Consider the following 17,247-nt stretch of genomic DNA (forward strand, 5'->3'; position numbering starts at 1 on the left):
TCCTTGGGCAGCTTCTTGCCCTGCTCCACGCCGTCACGCATGAGGGCGTCGCGCTCTGCGTCGGAGTAGACGAACTCGTGCTCGGCGGGCTTGTTCCAGCGCAGGCGGTAGAGCGGCGGCTGGGCGAGGTAGACGTACCCCTGCTCGATCAGCGGCTTCATGAACCGGAACAGCAGCGTCAGCAGCAGCGTGTTGATGTGGTGGCCGTCGACGTCGGCGTCGGCCATCATCACGATCTTGTGGTAGCGCAGCCGGTTGATGTCGAAGTCGTCGTGCACGCCGGTGCCCAGCGCGGAGATGATCGACTGGACCTCCTGGTTGGCCAGCACCTTGTCGATCCGGGCCTTCTCGACGTTGAGGATCTTGCCTCGGATCGGAAGGATCGCCTGGATGCGCGGGTCGCGACCGGACTTGGCCGAGCCACCCGCGGAGTCACCCTCGACGATGAAGATCTCGCACTCTTCGGGGTTGGTCGACTGGCAGTCGGCGAGCTTGCCCGGCAGGCCGCCACCGCCGCCGATGCCCTTGCGGTTGCGGGCCAGGTCACGGGCCTTGCGAGCGGCGATCCGGGCCGAGGCGGCGGCCATCGACTTGCGGATGACCTCCTTGCCCTCGGCCGGGTTCTGCTCCAGCCAGGCGCCGAGCTGGTCGTTGACGGCGCCCTGCACGAAGCCCTTGACCTCGGTGTTGCCGAGCTTGTCCTTGGTCTGACCCTCGAACTGCGGCTCGCTGATCTTCACCGAGATGATCGCGGTGAGACCCTCACGGATGTCGTCACCGGTGAGCCGGTCCTCCTTCTTCTTGATCAGACCCCACTCCTCGCCCCAGCGGTTGACCAGGGTGGTGAGCGCGGCGCGGAAGCCCTCTTCGTGGGTGCCGCCGCCGGGGGTGTTGACCGTGTTGGCGAAGGTGTGGACCGACTCGTTGTAGGAGGACGCCTGCCACTGCATGGCGATCTCGACGCTCATCGGGTTGGGCGCCTTGTCGTCGGTCTCGGTCTCGAAGGCGATGATGCTGGAGACCGGGGTCTTGCGCTTGTTGAGGTGGTCGACGTAGTCGGCCAGACCGCGCTCGTAGTAGAAGGACTGCTCCAGCACCCGCTCACCGTTGCCGGAGCTGTGCAGCTCGTCGGCGCTGTCGGTGTCGGACTCGATCGTGCCGTCCTCGACGGCCTCGGCGATCGCGGAGGCCTCCGGACGCTCGTCACGCAGCTCGATCCGCAGCCCCTTGTTGAGGAACGCGGTCTCGCGGAAGTGGCTCGAGATGGTCTCGAGGTTGTAGTCGGTCGACTCGAAGATGTCGCTCGAGGCGTTCCAGGAGATCGTGGTGCCGGTGCGCTCGCCCTCCTCGAGCTCGCGCACCTCACGCAGGTCGTAGTCGGGTACGCCGCGGGTGAACTCCTGCTCCCACAGCCGGCCCCGGTTCTTGATCTCCATGTGGAGGTTGGTCGAGAGCGCGTTCACGACGGAGGAGCCGACGCCGTGCAGACCGCCGGAGACCTTGTAGCCGCCGCCGCCGAACTTGCCGCCGGCGTGCAGCACGGTCAGCGCCAGGGTCGCGGCGGGGATCTCCTGGCCGGCCGCGGTGTCGGTCGGGATGCCTCGGCCGTTGTCGGAGACGCTCACCCAGCCGTCCTCACGCAGCGTCACCTTGATGGTGTCGCAGTAGCCGGCGAGCGCCTCGTCGACCGCGTTGTCCACGATCTCCCAGATCAGGTGGTGCAGGCCGCGGGCTCCGGTCGACCCGATGTACATACCCGGTCGTTTGCGGACCGCTTCGAGCCCTTCGAGGACCTGGATGGCAGACGCGTCGTATTCGACTCCGTCTGTGGTCTTGTCGTCCGGCATAGGAGTCGTCTGGTCGGCAGCGGTCACCGGTGCGATCCACCTGTCATTTCGGTCCGGAATCGGACATGGTGTCGGTCGGGCATGCAACGGGCCGACCAGCGCCGGGAGGTTAAAACCTAGGACGATCGACCCAATCCCTATATTACCCCGTAGAACCCCGGATTCCACGCATGCCGCCGTTCCTGAGGGGGAACTGTCATCGAAATGAGCGTCTGTGCGTCTCCTGACGGTGTCTCTGCGCCCCCAGCAGGGGGCTCGGTGAGTCCCTATACGTCCTCGGGGCGCCTAGAGCGGCAGATCGCGGCTCAGGCGCCGAACCTCGAACACGTGTTCATGCTCTGCTCTCGGCTGGGCTCTCAGCCGTAGGTGTCGCGTGGCCCCCGGCCGTCGCGTACGCCTCGGGGACCCTTCTTCCACGAGGGCAGATGCGGGCCGAGCACCTCGATGACGAGGACGGTTCCGTGACCGAGCTCCTCGTTGAGACGCTTCACCAGGGTGGGGGCCAGCAGCTTGAGCTGGGTGGCCCAGGCGGTGGAATCGGTGCGTACGGAGAGCTTGCCGTCGGCGTACGACTCCGGGGTGGTGTGGTCGGCGATCTCCTCGCCGACGATGTCGGGCCAGCGGGCCATCACGCCGTGGACGCGCAGCGAGGTGTCCCAGCCATGGTCGTTGACCATCCGGCTCACCACCGATTCGATCATCTGGGGGTCGCGGTCGTCTGGCCGCGCGCCGGAGACGGTCCCGCGTCGGGTGGCGTTGTCGGGCGCACGCCGCTTCTTGCGCATCCCTGCCTTGGGTGCGGGCATCTTGGCGGTGGCTCGGGTCAGGGAGCGAGCGAGGTCCAGGCCGTCGGCGCGCTTTTCTGGTTCCTCTTCTTCTGGGGTGGTGGTCTCGACAGGCTCGACCACCTCGGGGTCCTCGTCACTCATCGCGGGTCACCTCGCCCGCCTTGACGTGGTAGCGCGCACCGGCGAGAGCAGCAGGTACGTCCTCGGGGACCGCCGCGGTGACGAGAACCTGCTCGGCGTCGGCGACCAGCTCGGCCAGCTGGACCCGGCGCTGGCTGTCGAGCTCGGCGAAGACGTCGTCGAGGATCAGGATCGGGTCGTCGCCGTCGGCCCGCAGCAGGTCGTACGCCGCCAACCGGAGCGCCAGCGCGAAGGACCAGGACTCGCCATGGCTGGCGTAGCCCTTGACCGGGAGACGCTCGGCGCCGGCACCGTGGCCGAGGAACAGCAGCAGATCGTCGCGGTGGGGGCCGACAAGGCTGATCCCGCGGTCGAGCTCGTCCTTCTGGCGTCGGGCGAGCTCGGACAGGATCGCCTGGCGGAGGGTCTCCACGGTCGGAGTGGTCTCGACAGGCTCGACCACCGACTCGACCACCGATTTATAGGTGATCTCGGCATCGTCGCGGCTCGCGCCGCGGGCGACCGTCTCATAGGACTTGCCGACGTACGGCCTCAGCGCTTCCACCAGGGCGAGCCGCTGGGCCAGGATCTCGGCGCCGATCGCGGCGAGGTGGTCGTCCCAGACGGCCAAGGTGGCGAGCGCACCCTCGCGGGCAGAGCCGCGCGCGAGGCCGGCGGTCTTCAGCAGCGAGTTGCGCTGCTTGAGGACGCGGTCATAGTCGCTGCGTACGCCTGCCAGACGGGGTGCGCGCAGGATCATCAGGTCGTCGAGGAAGCGCCGGCGGTCGGATGGGTCGCCCTTGACGAGGGTCAGGTCCTCGGGGGAGAAGACGACGGTGCGGACCAGGCCGACCAGGTCGCGGGTGCGGGGGAGCGGGCTCTTGTTGATCCGTGCCTTGTTGGCGCGGCCGGCGTTGATCTCGACCTCGAGCGTCGCGGTGCGACCGTCCCGCACGACGGCGGCGCGCACGACCGCCTGCTCGGCGCCGGCCCGGACCAGCGGCGCATCGGTGGCCACCCGGTGGGACTGCAGGCGGGAGAGGTAGTCGATCGCCTCGACCAGATTGGTCTTGCCCTGGCCGTTGCGCCCGACGAAGGCGGTCACGCCCGCGTCGAGGGGGACCTCGACGCTCGAATAGGAGCGGAAGTCATGAAGAGAGAGGTGTGAGACGTACATCGTGTTTCCTCTCTCGTTAAGGTGCCTGCATGACCCAGTCTCCCAACCCGTACGGCCCGCCTCCAGGGCAACCCGCCTATAGCGAGCCGGCTGGACCTTTCTATCTGTCGGTGATGGGCCAGGTCCACGGGCCCTACCCGGTCCAGCAGCTCGCCCAGATGGCGGCCGCGGGACAGATCAAGGCGGACACCCCGGCCAGCCTCGGCACCGACCAGCAGTGGTTTCCCGTGAAACAGATCCCGGGCGTCTTCTCGAGCCGCGAGTGGCTCGTCACCCTGCTGCTCTCGATCTTCCTGGGTTCGCTCGGCGTCGACCGGTTCTACGTCGGACAGATCGGCCTCGGCATCCTCAAGCTGGTCACCTGTGGTGGCTTCGGAATCTGGACGATCATCGACATCATCCTCATCATCGTGCGAAAGTTCCCGGATGCCGACGGCAAACCCCTCGCCTGACCTGCATCAGCGCATTGCGGCGGTGAGCTCCACGGAGGTCACCGCCGCCATCGGCGTCGGCGGGATCGTGATCGCGGCGCTCCTACCGGCCGGCGGCATCGAGGACGGCCCGGTGCTCTGCCCGTTCCGTGCCCTCACCGGGCTTCCCTGCCCCGGCTGCGGTCTGACCCGATCATGGGTCTACCTGATGCACGGCGACATCGGCTCGTCGCTGGCGAGCAACTGGTTCGGACCGGTGCTCATCCTGGCGATCATCGTCCTGGCCGTGGTCTCCGTGCGCGCCCGGTTGACCCGGAGGCGCCCTGCCGACCTCGACAAGCTGGTGCGAAGCCCGATCATCCTCGGCTTCTTCGCACTCTTCGTCGCCTACGGCGCCGTACGCCTGATCCTCACGATGACCGGAGCAATCCCCGCCATCTAGGTGGTCGAGCCTGTCGAGACCACCGCCCGAAGACTCAGGCCTCCGACTCCGAGATCACCGCGTGCCCGCCGAACCCGTTGCGCATCGCGGCGATCGCCTTCATGGCGTGGTCGTCCTCTTGGCGGGAGACGAACCGCGCGAACAGCGAGGCCGAGATCGCCGGCATCGGGACGGCGTTCTCGATCGCTGCCTCGACGGTCCAGCGGCCCTCGCCGGAGTCATCGGCGTAGCCCTTGATCTTGTCGAGGTGCTCGTCGGCGCGCAGCTGGTCGACGAGCAGATCGAGGAGCCAGGAACGTACGACGGTGCCCGTGCGCCACGAGGCGAAGATCTCGGGGACGTTGTCGACGATGTCGACCTTGTCGAGAAGCTCCCAGCCCTCGGCGTAGGCCTGCATCATCGCGTACTCGATGCCGTTGTGGACCATCTTGGAGAAGTGGCCGGCGCCAGGGGTCACACCGCAGTGGACCAGACCGTCCTCGGTGCCGGTCGGCTTGAGCGCCTCGAAGGCGGGCATCACCTTGGCTGCGTCCTCGTCGGAGCCGCCGTACATCAGCGCGTAGCCGTTCTGGAGGCCCCAGACGCCGCCGGAGACACCGCAGTCGACGAAGCCGATGCCGTTCTCGGCGAGGCTCGCGGCGTTCTTGGCATCATCGGTGTACTTCGAGTTGCCGCCGTCGACCACCAGGTCGCCCTCGCCGAGGAGCTCTTTGAGCTCGGCGATCGTGGAGCGCGTCGGGTCGCCGGCCGGCACCATCACCCAGACCACCTTGGGACTGGGCAGCGCCTCGACGAGCTCCGCCAGACTCGCCACGTCGGCGAGATCGGGGTTGCGGTCGTATCCGACGACGGTGTGACCAGCCTCCCGCAGCCGGGTGCGCATGTTGCCACCCATCTTGCCGAGGCCGACGAGTCCGATGTGCATGCAAGTTCCTATCAGGCGAGATCCGTGGTCGAGCTGACCATCGGTGGTCGAGCTTGTCGAGACCACCCTACGAGGCAGAGTTCAGGAGAGCAGGCGCCGCGGCATCAGCAGGTAGCGGAACCCTGGCTCCTCGCCACCCTCGGCCGGCTTGCCGCTGATCACCACAGGCTTCGGCGCCTGGGTGAAGGCGAGCTCGACGACCTGCTCGTCGATGGCCTGGAGCCCGTCGAGGAGGAACTGCGGGTTGAACCCGGTGGTCAGCCCCTCGCCCTCCATGGTCGCCTCGATCGACTCGGACGCCTGGGCCTCGTCGCCGGAGCCGGCGTCGAGCGTGAGCACGCCGTCCTCGAAGACCATCTGGACCGCGGTGTTGCGCTCGGCGACCAGGGCCACGCGCTTGACCGACTCGACCAGGGAGGCCTTGTCGACCAGCGCGGTGGTGAGGTGCTCGGCCGGAAAGAGGCTGCGCACCTTCGGGAACTCACCGTCGAGCAGGCGCGTCGTGGTGCGACGTACGCCACCCGCGGCCGCGCCCTCGAAGCCGATGATGCCCTCGCCGGTGCCGGTGGTGGACAGCGCGAGGGTGACCTCGCTGCCGCTGGTCAGCGACTTGGCGGTGTCACCGAGCACCTTCGCCGGCACCAGCGCGGCCAGGCTCTCGTCGGGAGTCGCCGGGTTCCACTCGAGCTCGCGGTGGGAGAGCCGGAAGCGGTCGGTGGCGAGCAGCGAGATCGTGGAGCCCTCGATCTCGAGCCGCACGCCGGTCAGCACCGGGAGCATGTCGTCGCGACCGGCGGCGGTCACGGCCTGGGCCACCGCGTGGGCGAACAGTTCCGACTTCACCGTGCCGGCCGCGGTCGGCATCTCCGGCAGCGTCGGGTAGTCCTCGACCGGCATGGTCTGGAGGCTGAACCGAGCGCTCCCGCAGGTGAGCGAGACGCGGGCACCATCGGTGACCATCTCGACCGGCTTGGCCGGAAGGCTGCGGCAGATGTCGGCGAGCAGCTTGCCGGAGACCAGCGCCTTGCCCTCGTCGGCGACCTCGGCCGAGAGCGTCGCCCGCGCTGAGGTCTCGTAGTCGAATGTCGAGAGCACCAGGCCCTCGTGACCCGCCTCGATCAGGAGACCTGAGAGCACCGGGGTGCTGGGGCGGACCGGAAGGCTGCGGGCAGCCCAGGCGACGGCATCCGCGAACACGTCGCGGTCGACGCGGAACTTCACGATGACCTGTCCTTCTTCTAACTCGACATCGGGGCGGTTGAGGACATGCGGTCCGGGCTGTGCTTGAACCATGGGGAAGACGACACCGGTTCCGGAACGCCCCCGCGTTGACATGACCTGGAGTACGCATCCTGCCACGGACCGCCGACAAGCGGTAAGCGCTCAGCTGTGTTGGGTCTGCACAGGGGCCTCTGTGGACTCAGCTCGCCGAGTGGGTTGTCCCCAGGGAAGGGCGTTCGTGGAATTTCACGGAGGATCCATGGATCTAAATAGTTTCGTACGTCGTAAGAGCATCTGTGGGAAATGTGGATGACCGGCGTCTTCCCTGGTCATGCCTGGAAATGTGATTCCACAGGGGATGTGGACGCGATGCTGAAATGACGCACGTCACTGTGGGCTGTGGAGAGTTGTCGGCCCGTTCGAGTGTTTTGTGCACAGGCCATCCCCTTTTCCATCCCATTTGAACGGTCGGTTCTCCACAGGTTTCACCCAGCCTGTGGGCTGTGGACAACCTGGGAAATCTCGTCCTGTGGGTTTTACAAATCCCAAAACGCGAAACGGCCGCCGGCCCAGGAGGGGCGGCGGCCGCGTACGACTGCTGGTCGAGCTAGGCCTGGCGGGCCTGCATCTTGACGCGGTTGGTGAGCTCGGAGACCTGGTTGAAGACGGCCCGGCGCTCGGCGAGCAGCTGGTTGATCTTGCGCTCGGCGTACATGACGGTGGTGTGGTCGCGGCCGCCGAAGTGCTTGCCGATCTTGGGCAGCGAGTCCTCGGTGAGCTCCCGACACAGATACATGGCGATCTGGCGGGCCATGACGAGGTGACGCCCACGTGAGGGCCCGGTGAGCTCGTCGATCGACAGCCCGAAGTACGCGGCGGTCTGGGCGATGATCAGGCCGGCGGTGATCTCGGGCTCGCCGCCCTCGGGGATCAGATCCTTGAGCACGATCTCGGCCAGCGTCAGGTCGACGTCCTGCCGGTTGAGGTTGGCGAACGCCGTCACCCGGATCAGCGCACCCTCGAGCTCACGGATGTTGGTCTGGATCTTGCTCGCGATGAACTCGAGCACGTCCGGCGGTGCGGTGAGCCGCTCCATGGCGGCCTTCTTCCGAAGGATCGCGATGCGGGTCTCGATGTCAGGCGGCTGGACGTCGGTGATCAGACCCCACTCGAACCGGTTGCGCAGCCGGTCCTCGAGCGCCTCGAGCCGCTTGGGCGGCCGGTCGGAGGTGAGGACGATCTGCTTGTTGGCGTTGTGGAGCGTATTGAAGGTGTGGAAGAACTCCTCCTGCGTCTGGGTCTTCCCCTCCAAGAACTGGATGTCGTCGATCAGCAGGACGTCAACATCGCGGTAGCGCCGTTTGAACCGGTCCTGCCGGTCGTCGCGGATCGCGTTGATGAACTCGTTGGTGAACTCCTCCGAGCTGACGTAGCGCACCTTCGCCCCGGAGTAGAGACTCCGCACGTAGTGGCCGATCGCGTGCAGCAGGTGGGTCTTGCCCAGACCCGACTCCCCGTAGACGAGCAGCGGGTTGTAGGCCTTGCCTGGCGCCTCGCTGACCGCGACCGCGGCCGCGTGCGGGAACCGGTTGGAGGACCCGATGACGAACGTCTCGAAGGTGTACTTCGGGTTCAGGCGGGTCTCGAGGACGTTGTGGCTCGGCTCGCTCGGCCGCGTGGGCGGACCAGGGACGAGCGGCCGCGGCGGAACCGGCTCCTCGATGGGAGCCACCGGAGGCGCCGGGGGATTTGTCGACATGTCGCCATATCCAGGACGTACGTCTCCATGCGCCGCGGGCGGAGCCGGCTGCTGCGCGGCAGGCGGCGCGAGGGGAGCCTGCGGCGCCGAGTAGGCAGCGGGCGCGCCCTGCTCGTCGTGCGGCGCGCTCGCCGGCGGGGCGCCGGGAATCAGGCCGGGCGAGTTGGGCGGGTAGACCGACTGGTGCGGGAACGCCGACTGGTTCGGGGCTGAGCTGTTCGAGAATGGCGACTGCTGCTGCAGGGCAGCGGCCGCGGCAGCGTCCGCGGCGGCGATCTCCCGCTCGGAGATCATGATCGCCTGAGTGTCGGGATCCGGCGTGACGTCGAGATCGGGGTTCACGGTGACCGCGATGCGGATCTCGCGATGGAAGATCTCGCCCAGCGACCGCTCGAGGGAGCCGCGCAGGCGGCCCTCGATCTGGTTGCGGGTGAAGTCGTTGGGGACCTCGACGATCGCGGTCGACCCGTGCAGAGTGAGAGGCTCACTGTCCCGGAGCCAGGCCCGCTGGTTCGGCGGAAGCTCAGCGACCACCTTCGTCCATGCGGACTGGAGATCTGGCTGTGGTTCTGGCGCGAGGCCGGAGTGCTCCACAGGTTCCTGCCTTCCCTGATGGCTCGGGTGGGTGGTCTTTATTGATGCAGCCTGGATTCATGCAGCGGTCCGGTCTACATCCTCCACAGACTTTTCCACAAGCTGTGGAGCATCCCCGAATGTAGGCATCGGAGACCAACCGAGACACTTCGCCGTCCTCGAGAATCCGACCGTTTCGGCAGGTCAGGCGGGAAAACTAGTTCCCTGCGTGGCATCCCCCCGAATGCGGCCGATGCTCCTGACGATGTGCAGGGAAACCTCGGTAGAGGACGAAACTACCGGCTGGCGAGGGTCATGGGCAACCCGTCCTCCACAGGGGGAGGGCTAATCACAGGTGTGTGATAGGGCGCGAGTTTGACCGTGGTTTCGCCGTCCACGTACCGTTACTAGGTCGCCCGTTCCACGGGTGCGTGATTCTTGGTCCTAGTAAGCAGGACAGCCGGAAGAGCGACCGGCCACCACACCACACACTAAGGAAGCACCCGTGAGCAAGCGTACTTACCAGCCGAACAACCGCCGCCGTCACAAGACGCACGGTTTCCGCCTGCGCATGCGCACCCGTGCCGGCCGCGCGATCCTCGCTGCGCGCCGCGGCAAGGGTCGCAAGAGCCTGACCGTCTGAGGCCGCGGCCTCAGCCACCACGCGCGTGTTGCCACGTCGCCACCGACTGGTCGATTCGTCGGGCTTCAAAGAAGCAGTACGACGAGGCAAGCGCGCGGGCTCGAAGAGCCTGGTGGTCCACCTGCTCGTCCCCGGCACCGGCCCAGCTGCCGACCGGGAGGACGAGCCGCAGGTGGGCTTCGTGGTGAGCAAGGCCGTCGGTCCGGCCGTCGTCCGGAATCGCGTGAAGCGCAGACTGCGTCACCAGGCCCGGGAGTCCCTGAGCGGACTCCCGGGCTCTGCTGTGCTTGTGGTCCGTGCGCTTCCTGCTGCCGCCGACGCGGACTATGACGCCCTGGGCGCCGATCTGCGGCGCTGCCTGGAGCGAGTGCTCCGATGAGTAGTGCGGTCCGCGTCGTACGTGGCGGTGTCGACAAGTTCAACCACCTGGTCGCGGCCGTCCTGATCGGACTGCTCCACGTGTGGCGGACGCTGATCAGTCCGCTCTACGGCGATGTGTGTCGCTACTACCCGTCGTGCTCGGCGTACGGGCTCGAGGCCGTCAAGACGCACGGCCCCTGGCGCGGGAGCTGGCTGACGGCGCGCCGTCTGGCTCGTTGCGTCCCCTGGGCCAAGACCCGGGGCTTCGATCCCGTGCCGACCCCGAAGAAGTTCAGAAGAGACCCTGAAGACCTGGTCCGTGTAAGTGCGGACTCCCCAAACCGAGGAGCCTGATTCCGTGGGAGCCATAGGCGATCTGTTCGGATGGATCGCAACACCGCTGTATTACGCCATCTCGGGCATCCTGCTCGTCTGGCAGAAGGCGTTCTCGTACGTCATCCCGTCTGAAGGTTGGCAGTGGGCCCTGGCCATCGTCGGCCTGACCGTGACCATCCGCGCGCTGCTGATCCCGCTGTTCGTGAAGCAGATCAACTCCAGCCGCAACATGCAGCTGCTGCAGCCGAAGGTCAAGGAGCTGCAGAAGAAGTACGGTCACGACCGCGAGAAGCTCGCCAACGAGACCATGAAGCTCTACAAGGACTCGGGCACCAACCCGTTCGCGTCCTGCCTGCCGCTGCTGCTGCAGATGCCGATCTTCTTCGTGCTGTTCCGCATGCTCGAGCACGCCTCGGACGGTGTCGGCAAGGGCTTCCTGAGCGACGAGGCCGCGCACGAGTTCGCGACGTCGACCTGGCTGGGCTCGCTGCTCTCGGACCAGTTCACGACGGCCGACCACATGAGCACGTACTTCCTCACCGGGTTCCTGGTCGTGGCGATGATCGCGACCACCTTCCTGACCCAGCGTCAGCTGATGTCGAAGAACATGCCGGCCGACGCCATGACCGGCCAGTACGCCCAGCAGCAGAAGCTGCTCCTCTACGTGCTGCCCGTCGTGTTCGCCGTCGGTGGTATCGCCTTCCCGGTCGGAACGATCCTCTACTGGACCTCCTCCAACCTGTGGACGATGGGCCAGCAGTTCTACGTGATCCGCAACAACCCCGCACCGGGGACGCCGGCGTTCGACGCCAAGCAGGAGCGCGAGCGGGAGAAGCGCCGTAAGAAGGGTCTGCCCGACGCGGAGATCGACATCGCCGAGGCCAACGAGGCCGCGGCCGAGAAGCGTCCCGCGCAGCGCACCCAGCCCAAGGCCCAGACCAGGAGCCAGCGGAAGAAGGCCGGCACGACCGCCGGTCGCTCCACGACCCAGAAGAACGGGGGAACCAAGTGACGACTCAGGATGTGAGCGAGACCGTGACCGAGCCTGTGGACGAGGTCAGCGAAGAGACGCGCCTCAAGCAGCTCGAGCAGGAAGGTGACATCGCGGCCGACTACCTCGAGGAGCTCCTCGACATCGCCGATCTCGATGGAGACCTCGACATGGACGTCGAGGGCGACCGTGCCGCCGTCTCGATCGTCGGTGGCGACCTGCAGCAGTTGGTCGGTCGCCACGGCGAGGTCCTGGACGCGCTCCAGGAGCTGACCCGGCTCGCGGTCTACCGCGAGACCGGCGAGCGGTCCCGCCTGATGCTCGACGTCGGCGGCTACCGCGCCGACCGTCGCTCGACGCTCATGGCGCTCGCCGAGGAGACCGTCGCGAAGGTCCAGGAGTCCGGTGCCCCGGTCTCGCTCAAGCCGATGTCGCCCTTCGAGCGGAAGGTAGTCCACGACGCCGTCGCCGCCGCCGGGCTGACCTCCGAGTCCTCCGGTGTCGAGCCGCGGCGTTACGTGGTCGTACTGCCTGAGTGACGCTGACACAAAGAGATCGCCCCTCGTGCCACACGGCACGAGGGGCGATCTCTTTGTGAAGGTGTTTCACGTGGAACAAGGCTGGGATCGGTGGTCTCGACAAGCTCGACCACCGGGGCAGCTAGGACCAGTAGACAACGACCCGGTCACCGATGCGGATCTGGTCGAAGACCCACGCGATCGACGACTTGTTGCGTACGTTCACGCAGCCGTGGGAGCAGCCGTTGTAGCCGCGGGCATCGAAGTCGGACGAGTAGTGCACCGCCTGGCCGCCGTTGAAGAACATCGCGTACGGCATCGGCGTGTGGTAGATCGACGAGACGTGGTTGCGGCTCTTCCGGTAGACCTTGAACGCGCCCTCGCGGGTCTTGGTGTCGGAGCAACCGAAGCGGGCGTCCATCGCCCGGACGATCTTGCCGGCGCGTACGTAGCGCATCCGGCGGTCGGTCTTGTCGACGCAGAGCACGCGGCCGGTGAGGCAGCGACGGTCGAGGTTGTAGAGCTTGGCATCGGTCGGGGTGCTCGTCAGCGAGCGGAGCCGGTCGAGGGTGCGCTGGTTGACCTTGCCGGTGATGGCCAGACGCTGGTTGCGCTGGAAGACCTTCACGGCGCTGGTCGTCTTCGAGCCGTAGTTGCCGGTGACCCGGCCGCTGTAGATGCGACGCTCCTTGAGGCGCGCCTGGATCTTGCGCACCCCGAGGCCGGTCGACCCCTGCTGGTAGAGGACGGTGTACGCCGTGTGCAGGCCGATCTGTCCGACGGAGGTCGACGGTGCAGTGGCCTGGGCGCTGCTCGGCGCCGCGATCGAGCCCAGGGAGAATCCCAAGGCGAGGATGGTGGTGAGGAAGATCGCCACCGGGGTTCTACGGACGTTCACATCAGCTCCGTGGGTCATGGATGGTGGCCCGGTCGCACGGGCCGCTGGAGTCGCACCCCGAGTGCGACGTTCTACGACTGAGACGTTCGAGCAGCGTGCGCGGTTGCATCAGATTCGCGAGGCTGCTCGCGGACTTTAGCGCACCCGGCGCCCCGACGACGCCTTTGGGAACCCTTCTGCGGATTCGTTGGGCAGACGTTCTTCCAGGCGTCTCCGGCGGGGTGGGTTTCACGTGAAACGAGGTGGTCATCGATCCTGTCCGATGACCGTGCGCGCGTACGGGTCGTGGTCTCGACAAGCTCGACCACCGGTCATCGAGTAGGTACGTGGGGTGGTCTCGTCAGGCTCGACCACTGGGGTCATCGATCACGTAGGTGCAGTGGTCTCGACAAGCTCGACCACCGGGTCATCGTGCACGGGCGTGTGGTGGTCTCGACAAGCTCGACCACCGGTCATCGAGCTTGTCGAGATGACGACGCGCACGACATGTAGGTCATCGAGCTTGTCGAGATGACCGTTGCTGCGGAGTAGGTAAGGGGTGTGGGGTCGTCGAGGTGTTGGCCAGGCGCGGGAGCTCGCCGAGCTCTCCTCTGATGAGCGCGAGCCGCTTCGCCCGACCCCAGTTCTGGATCTGTTTCTCCCGCATGAACGCATGCTCGACGTTGTCGTACTGCTCGTACCAGACGAGCTCCACGGGGAGACGATGTCGGGTGTACTCCGAACCGAGACCGACTCGGTGCTCGGTCATGCGGCGTTCGAGGTCTGTCGTGCTGCCGACGTAGAGAGTTCGGTCGGCGCAGAGAAGCATGTATGTGTAGGCCATGTCTTCATCATGAGCGGCACCACCGACAGTCCTGGACCTCTGTTCAGCGGGGTGGTGGTCTCGACAAGCTCGACCACCGGGGCAGGGTGGTGGTCTCGACAAGCTCGACGACCCGGACGTACGTGGGGTGGTGGTCTCGACAGGGTCGACCATCGGTCATCGAGCTTGTCGAGATGACCTCTCGCGTACCAACACGTTGTGGTCTCGACAAGCTCGACCACCGGGAGTTCTTGGTTGTGCGTTTCACGTGAAACAGTTTGTGTGTGAGCGAGGAGCGTGGGGACTTGGGTGGTCTGGGCGAGGTGGACCCTCGGGCAGAGAAGGTCTTTCCGGCGGATCGGCTGGAGCTCGCGGAGAGGTACGCCGCTTGGCTGGCCGACGCCGGGGTCGTACGCGGTCTGATCGGACCGCGGGAGGTTCCGCGGCTGTGGGATCGGCACATCCTCAACTGCGCGGTGCTGGGGGAGGTGATCCCCGAGGGGGTCGCGGTGGCGGACATCGGGTCCGGTGCGGGACTCCCCGGTCTGGTCCTCGCGATCGCTCGCCCGGATCTGCACATCACGCTGATCGAGCCGCTGCTGCGGCGTACGACCTTTCTCGAGGAGGTCGCCGAGGATCTCGGGCTCGAGAACGTGACGGTGCTGCGGGGGAGGGCGGATGCCTTCCACGGCGAGCTCGGGTTCGACGTCGTGACTTCGAGAGCCGTGGCCGGCTTGGGCAAGCTGCTCGACTGGTCGATGCCGTTGGTCGTACCCACGGGCGCGCTGGTCGCGATGAAGGGGTCGAGCATCGAGGCGGAGATCGAGGAGGCAGAGGCGGCGCTGAAGAAGTGGGGATGCGCTCCGCCGACGGTCTCCGAGCTCGGTGTAGGCGTTTTGGAGACGACAACTGTCGCGGTTCGGGTGGTTTGGTCGGATCCCGCACGGGTAGATTGGCCGCCGGTCCCGAAGGGCGGCCAGAAGGGGCCCAAGGGCGGGTCCCGAAAGAAGAAGCGCCGCCGCTGAAGGTGGTCGAGCTTGTCGAGACCACGAGCTTTCGGGCGTGAGACGTCATCTCGACAAGCTCGATACACCGCATCTCGACAAGCTCGATGACCGAACGATGAGGATGAGGAAACATGCCGTACGACGACGAGAGAGCACAGAACGCCGTTTCACGTGAAACCGACGAACCGGTGTCGATCAGGCTCCGTACGGCCGGGGACATCGCGTCCTTCGAGAACGACTTCGACACCGAGGCGACGCCCCTGGCCGCTGCTGCCGAGCACACGCTCCTGGCGCGCGGTGCGGCGAGCAACCGTCCGCCACTGCCACGCCCGGCGAGCACGCGCGTGATCGTCTCCGCCAACCAGAAGGGCGGCGTCGGCAAGACCACCTCGACGGTGAACATCGCCGCGGCTCTGGCGCAGCTCGGTCAGAAGGTTCTGGTCATCGACCTCGACCCTCAGGGCAACGCCTGCACCGCGTTCGACGTCGACCATTTCCAGGGCACCCCGGGGACGTACGAGGTCCTGGTCGAGGGGGCCAGCCTCGAGAACGTCGTCGTGCCCGTCCCGAAGCTCGAGGGCCTCGAGCTCGTGCCGGCGACCATCGACCTGGCCGGCGCCGAGGTCGAGCTCGTCGAGGAGGACGGACGTGAGCAGCGCCTGAAGGAGGCGCTGGCCAGGTCTCCCCGTGTCGGTGACTCGGAGGACCGATGGGACTACGTCCTCATCGACTGCCCGCCGTCGCTGGGCCTGCTCACGGTCAACGCGCTCGTCGCGAGCACCGAGGTGATGATCCCGATCCAGGCGGAGTACTACGCGCTGGAGGGCCTCGGCCAGCTCCTCAAGACCGTCGAGATGGTGCGCGCCGCGCTGAACCCGACGCTCAAGGTCTCCTCGATGTTGATCACGATGTACGACGCCCGCACCCGCCTCGCGTCGCAGGTCGCCGAGGAGGTGCGCGAGCACTTCGGCGACACGGTCATGCGCACGTTCATCCCCCGCGCCGTGCGCGTGTCCGAGGCGCCGTCGTTCGGGCAGACAGTGATGACGTACGACCCGGGCTCGCCGGGTGCGTTGAGCTATCTCGAGGCTGCCAAGGAGCTCGCCAAACAGAGCGAGCACTGAGCACTGAGCAGCGCAGAACTGACATGAACAATCCCGGCGGTCGAGCTTGTCGAGACCACCATCAGCAGCATGGAACTGACATGGGGGACATCCAGATATGAGTAAGCAGCCGCCGAAGCGTGGTCTCGGACGAGGTCTGGGCTCGCTGATCCCGACCGCTCCTCCCGCTGGCGGAAACGAGTCTGCGGACAGCGCTTCTGTCCAGCCGGACGTCCGTCATTCGGACCTTTCCGCTGGAGCGACTTCTGGCTCATCCGCGGACCCCAGGTCCACCGACTCGGTGGAAGGCCGCCAGATCGAGAATTCGGATCTGGCGCCCGTCGACGGCGCATATTTCGCGGAGCTGCCGGTCAAGCAGATCCATCCCAACCATGTGCAGCCTCGTCAGGTGTTCGACGAGGAAGCGATGGCCGAACTGGTCCATTCGATCGAAGAAATCGGCCTTCTGCAGCCCATCGTCGTCCGGAAAGTCGCGGCCGACTCGTACGAGCTGGTCATGGGTGAGCGCCGGTGGCGCGCCACTCAGCAGGCCGGCCTCGATGTCATCCCGGCGATCGTCCGCGAGACCGACGACACCGACATGCTCCGGGACGCACTGCTGGAGAACCTCCACCGCTCCCAGCTCAATCCGCTCGAAGAGGCGGCCGCCTACCAGCAGCTGCTCAACGACTTCGAGTGCACGCACGACGAGCTCGCCCAGCGGATCGGGCGGTCGCGGCCGCAGATCTCCAACACGATCCGTCTCCTGAAGCTGTCCCCGTCGGTCCAGCGCCGGGTCGCCGCCGGTGTGCTCTCGGCCGGTCACGCCCGGGCGCTGCTCGCCGTCGACGGCGAGGCCCAGCAGGACAAGCTGGCTCAGAAGGTGGTCGCGGAGGGCATCTCCGTACGCGGCCTCGAGGAGATCGTCGCCCTGGGCGATCCTGACGGTGACGCCTTCGCCACCCCGCGCGTGAGGCGAGCCAAGCCGACTGCTCCTGGGCTCAAGGAGATCTCCGACAAGCTCTCGGACCGCTTCGACACCCGGGTCAAGGTCGATCTGGGCCGCTCCAAGGGAAAGATCACCGTCGAGTTCGCGACGCTGGATGACCTGCGTCGGATCGTCGAGCTGATGTCGCCCGCCGCGGACGAATCCATCTAGGCATTAAGCGCTAAAGCGCTTTGTCGACAAATAGATTTCTATCCCGGTCACCAAGCGCCGTCCGGTCATCGAGCGCGGTCCGGTCATCGAGCCTGTCGAGATGACCCTTGTGCCAGGACGGGTGGTCTCGACAAGCTCGACCACCGG

At 66.6% G+C, this 17,247-nt stretch carries 17 protein-coding genes and 1 pseudogene; 10 read left to right on the forward strand and 8 right to left on the reverse strand.

The features are described 5' to 3' along the window. The 3 genes from ABZY89_RS24065 to recF all read right to left on the reverse strand — a co-directional run. Window positions 1-1,847, reverse strand: a 1,847-nt coding sequence (locus ABZY89_RS24065; RefSeq protein ID WP_355231342.1) for a DNA gyrase subunit B, incomplete at its 3' end; no start/stop codon positions are given. Between the two features lie 356 nt (window positions 1,848-2,203). Continuing rightward, window positions 2,204-2,776 carry a DciA family protein gene (locus ABZY89_RS24070; RefSeq protein ID WP_355231277.1) on the reverse strand — a complete coding sequence of 191 codons (573 nt, stop codon included), beginning with the start codon at window positions 2,774-2,776 and terminating at the stop codon, window positions 2,204-2,206. Next, window positions 2,769-3,932, reverse strand: a complete 1,164-nt coding sequence (gene recF / locus ABZY89_RS24075) for a DNA replication/repair protein RecF (protein WP_355231279.1) — start codon at window positions 3,930-3,932, stop codon at window positions 2,769-2,771. The genes ABZY89_RS24070 and recF overlap by 8 nt, the downstream gene beginning before the upstream one ends. A 29-nt stretch (window positions 3,933-3,961) precedes the next feature. On the opposite strand from recF, the gene ABZY89_RS24080 reads away from it, so the two are divergent. Beyond that, window positions 3,962-4,384: an NINE protein gene (locus ABZY89_RS24080; protein WP_355231281.1), complete on the forward strand. Its 423-nt coding sequence runs from the start codon at window positions 3,962-3,964 to the stop codon at window positions 4,382-4,384. A gap of 22 nt (window positions 4,385-4,406) precedes the next feature. Beyond that, window positions 4,407-4,805, forward strand: a complete 399-nt coding sequence (locus ABZY89_RS24085) for a DUF2752 domain-containing protein (protein WP_355231283.1) — start codon at window positions 4,407-4,409, stop codon at window positions 4,803-4,805. A 34-nt stretch (window positions 4,806-4,839) separates the two neighbouring features. On the opposite strand, the gene gnd is transcribed toward ABZY89_RS24085, so the two are convergent. The 3 genes and pseudogenes from gnd to dnaA all read right to left on the reverse strand — a co-directional run. Continuing rightward, window positions 4,840-5,730, reverse strand: a complete 891-nt coding sequence (gene gnd, locus ABZY89_RS24090; RefSeq protein ID WP_355231285.1) for a phosphogluconate dehydrogenase (NAD(+)-dependent, decarboxylating) — start codon at window positions 5,728-5,730, stop codon at window positions 4,840-4,842. A gap of 81 nt (window positions 5,731-5,811) precedes the next feature. Continuing rightward, window positions 5,812-6,951, reverse strand: coding sequence for a DNA polymerase III subunit beta (gene dnaN, locus ABZY89_RS24095; RefSeq protein WP_008355535.1), 1,140 nt, complete (start codon window positions 6,949-6,951; stop codon window positions 5,812-5,814). Window positions 6,952-7,558: 607 nt separating this feature from the next. Then, window positions 7,559-9,268, reverse strand: a pseudogene (gene dnaA / locus ABZY89_RS24100) (chromosomal replication initiator protein DnaA); the annotation flags it as partial. Window positions 9,269-9,788: 520 nt separating this feature from the next. On the opposite strand from dnaA, the gene rpmH reads away from it, so the two are divergent. From rpmH to ABZY89_RS24125, 5 genes are read left to right on the forward strand one after another with little or no spacing between them, the layout of a single operon-like run. Beyond that, the gene (gene rpmH / locus ABZY89_RS24105) at window positions 9,789-9,926 is read left to right on the forward strand and encodes a 50S ribosomal protein L34 (RefSeq protein WP_091044043.1); all 138 of its coding nucleotides are present in this window, start codon (window positions 9,789-9,791) and stop codon (window positions 9,924-9,926) included. A 25-nt stretch (window positions 9,927-9,951) separates the two neighbouring features. Continuing rightward, window positions 9,952-10,305 carry a ribonuclease P protein component gene (gene rnpA / locus ABZY89_RS24110; RefSeq protein WP_355231287.1) on the forward strand — a complete coding sequence of 118 codons (354 nt, stop codon included), beginning with the start codon at window positions 9,952-9,954 and terminating at the stop codon, window positions 10,303-10,305. Further along, complete coding sequence (gene yidD, locus ABZY89_RS24115) at window positions 10,302-10,640, forward strand: membrane protein insertion efficiency factor YidD (protein ID WP_355231289.1); 339 nt, start codon at window positions 10,302-10,304, stop codon at window positions 10,638-10,640. The genes rnpA and yidD overlap by 4 nt, the downstream gene beginning before the upstream one ends. 4 nt (window positions 10,641-10,644) lie before the next feature. Further along, window positions 10,645-11,634, forward strand: a complete 990-nt coding sequence (gene yidC, locus ABZY89_RS24120) for a membrane protein insertase YidC (protein ID WP_355231291.1) — start codon at window positions 10,645-10,647, stop codon at window positions 11,632-11,634. A 23-nt stretch (window positions 11,635-11,657) separates the two neighbouring features. After that, the gene (locus ABZY89_RS24125; protein ID WP_355231292.1) at window positions 11,658-12,152 is read left to right on the forward strand and encodes a R3H domain-containing nucleic acid-binding protein; all 495 of its coding nucleotides are present in this window, start codon (window positions 11,658-11,660) and stop codon (window positions 12,150-12,152) included. A 121-nt stretch (window positions 12,153-12,273) separates the two neighbouring features. Here the strand turns inward: ABZY89_RS24125 and ABZY89_RS24130 are convergent, their stop codons facing one another. Together ABZY89_RS24130 and ABZY89_RS24135 are read right to left on the reverse strand one after the other, a co-directional pair. Then, complete coding sequence (locus ABZY89_RS24130; protein ID WP_355231293.1) at window positions 12,274-13,029, reverse strand: L,D-transpeptidase family protein; 756 nt, start codon at window positions 13,027-13,029, stop codon at window positions 12,274-12,276. Between the two features lie 493 nt (window positions 13,030-13,522). Then, window positions 13,523-13,852 carry a GIY-YIG nuclease family protein gene (locus tag ABZY89_RS24135; protein ID WP_355231294.1) on the reverse strand — a complete coding sequence of 110 codons (330 nt, stop codon included), beginning with the start codon at window positions 13,850-13,852 and terminating at the stop codon, window positions 13,523-13,525. Window positions 13,853-14,115: 263 nt separating this feature from the next. Here ABZY89_RS24135 and rsmG point away from each other — a divergent pair, with 263 nt between their 5' ends. The 3 genes from rsmG to ABZY89_RS24150 all read left to right on the forward strand — a co-directional run bounded on the left by rsmG (window position 14,116) and on the right by ABZY89_RS24150 (window position 17,100). Then, window positions 14,116-14,856 (forward strand): 16S rRNA (guanine(527)-N(7))-methyltransferase RsmG, encoded by a 741-nt coding sequence (gene rsmG / locus ABZY89_RS24140; RefSeq protein ID WP_355231296.1) that lies wholly within the window; start codon window positions 14,116-14,118, stop codon window positions 14,854-14,856. A gap of 113 nt (window positions 14,857-14,969) precedes the next feature. After that, window positions 14,970-15,962: a ParA family protein gene (locus ABZY89_RS24145; RefSeq protein ID WP_355231298.1), complete on the forward strand. Its 993-nt coding sequence runs from the start codon at window positions 14,970-14,972 to the stop codon at window positions 15,960-15,962. 97 nt (window positions 15,963-16,059) lie between these two features. Further along, window positions 16,060-17,100, forward strand: a complete 1,041-nt coding sequence (locus ABZY89_RS24150) for a ParB/RepB/Spo0J family partition protein (RefSeq protein WP_355231300.1) — start codon at window positions 16,060-16,062, stop codon at window positions 17,098-17,100. Window positions 17,101-17,247: the final 147 nt, after the last annotated feature.

The organism is Nocardioides sp. NPDC006303 (assembly GCF_040613175.1).
Taxonomy (GTDB): domain Bacteria; phylum Actinomycetota; class Actinomycetes; order Propionibacteriales; family Nocardioidaceae; genus Nocardioides.

Excerpts from the sequence above, each read along its gene's own strand:
- recF (WP_355231279.1), bottom strand. The coding sequence starts at position 3,932 with ATGTACGTCTCACACCTCTCTCTTCATGACTTCCGCTCCTATTCGAGC.
- ABZY89_RS24070 (WP_355231277.1), bottom strand. The coding sequence starts at position 2,776 with ATGAGTGACGAGGACCCCGAGGTGGTCGAGCCTGTCGAGACCACCACC.
- ABZY89_RS24145 (WP_355231298.1), top strand. The coding sequence starts at position 14,970 with ATGCCGTACGACGACGAGAGAGCACAGAACGCCGTTTCACGTGAAACC.
- ABZY89_RS24080 (WP_355231281.1), top strand. The coding sequence starts at position 3,962 with ATGACCCAGTCTCCCAACCCGTACGGCCCGCCTCCAGGGCAACCCGCC.
- ABZY89_RS24135 (WP_355231294.1), bottom strand. The coding sequence starts at position 13,852 with ATGGCCTACACATACATGCTTCTCTGCGCCGACCGAACTCTCTACGTC.
- ABZY89_RS24150 (WP_355231300.1), top strand. The coding sequence starts at position 16,060 with ATGAGTAAGCAGCCGCCGAAGCGTGGTCTCGGACGAGGTCTGGGCTCG.
- yidD (WP_355231289.1), top strand. The coding sequence starts at position 10,302 with ATGAGTAGTGCGGTCCGCGTCGTACGTGGCGGTGTCGACAAGTTCAAC.
- gnd (WP_355231285.1), bottom strand. The coding sequence starts at position 5,730 with ATGCACATCGGACTCGTCGGCCTCGGCAAGATGGGTGGCAACATGCGC.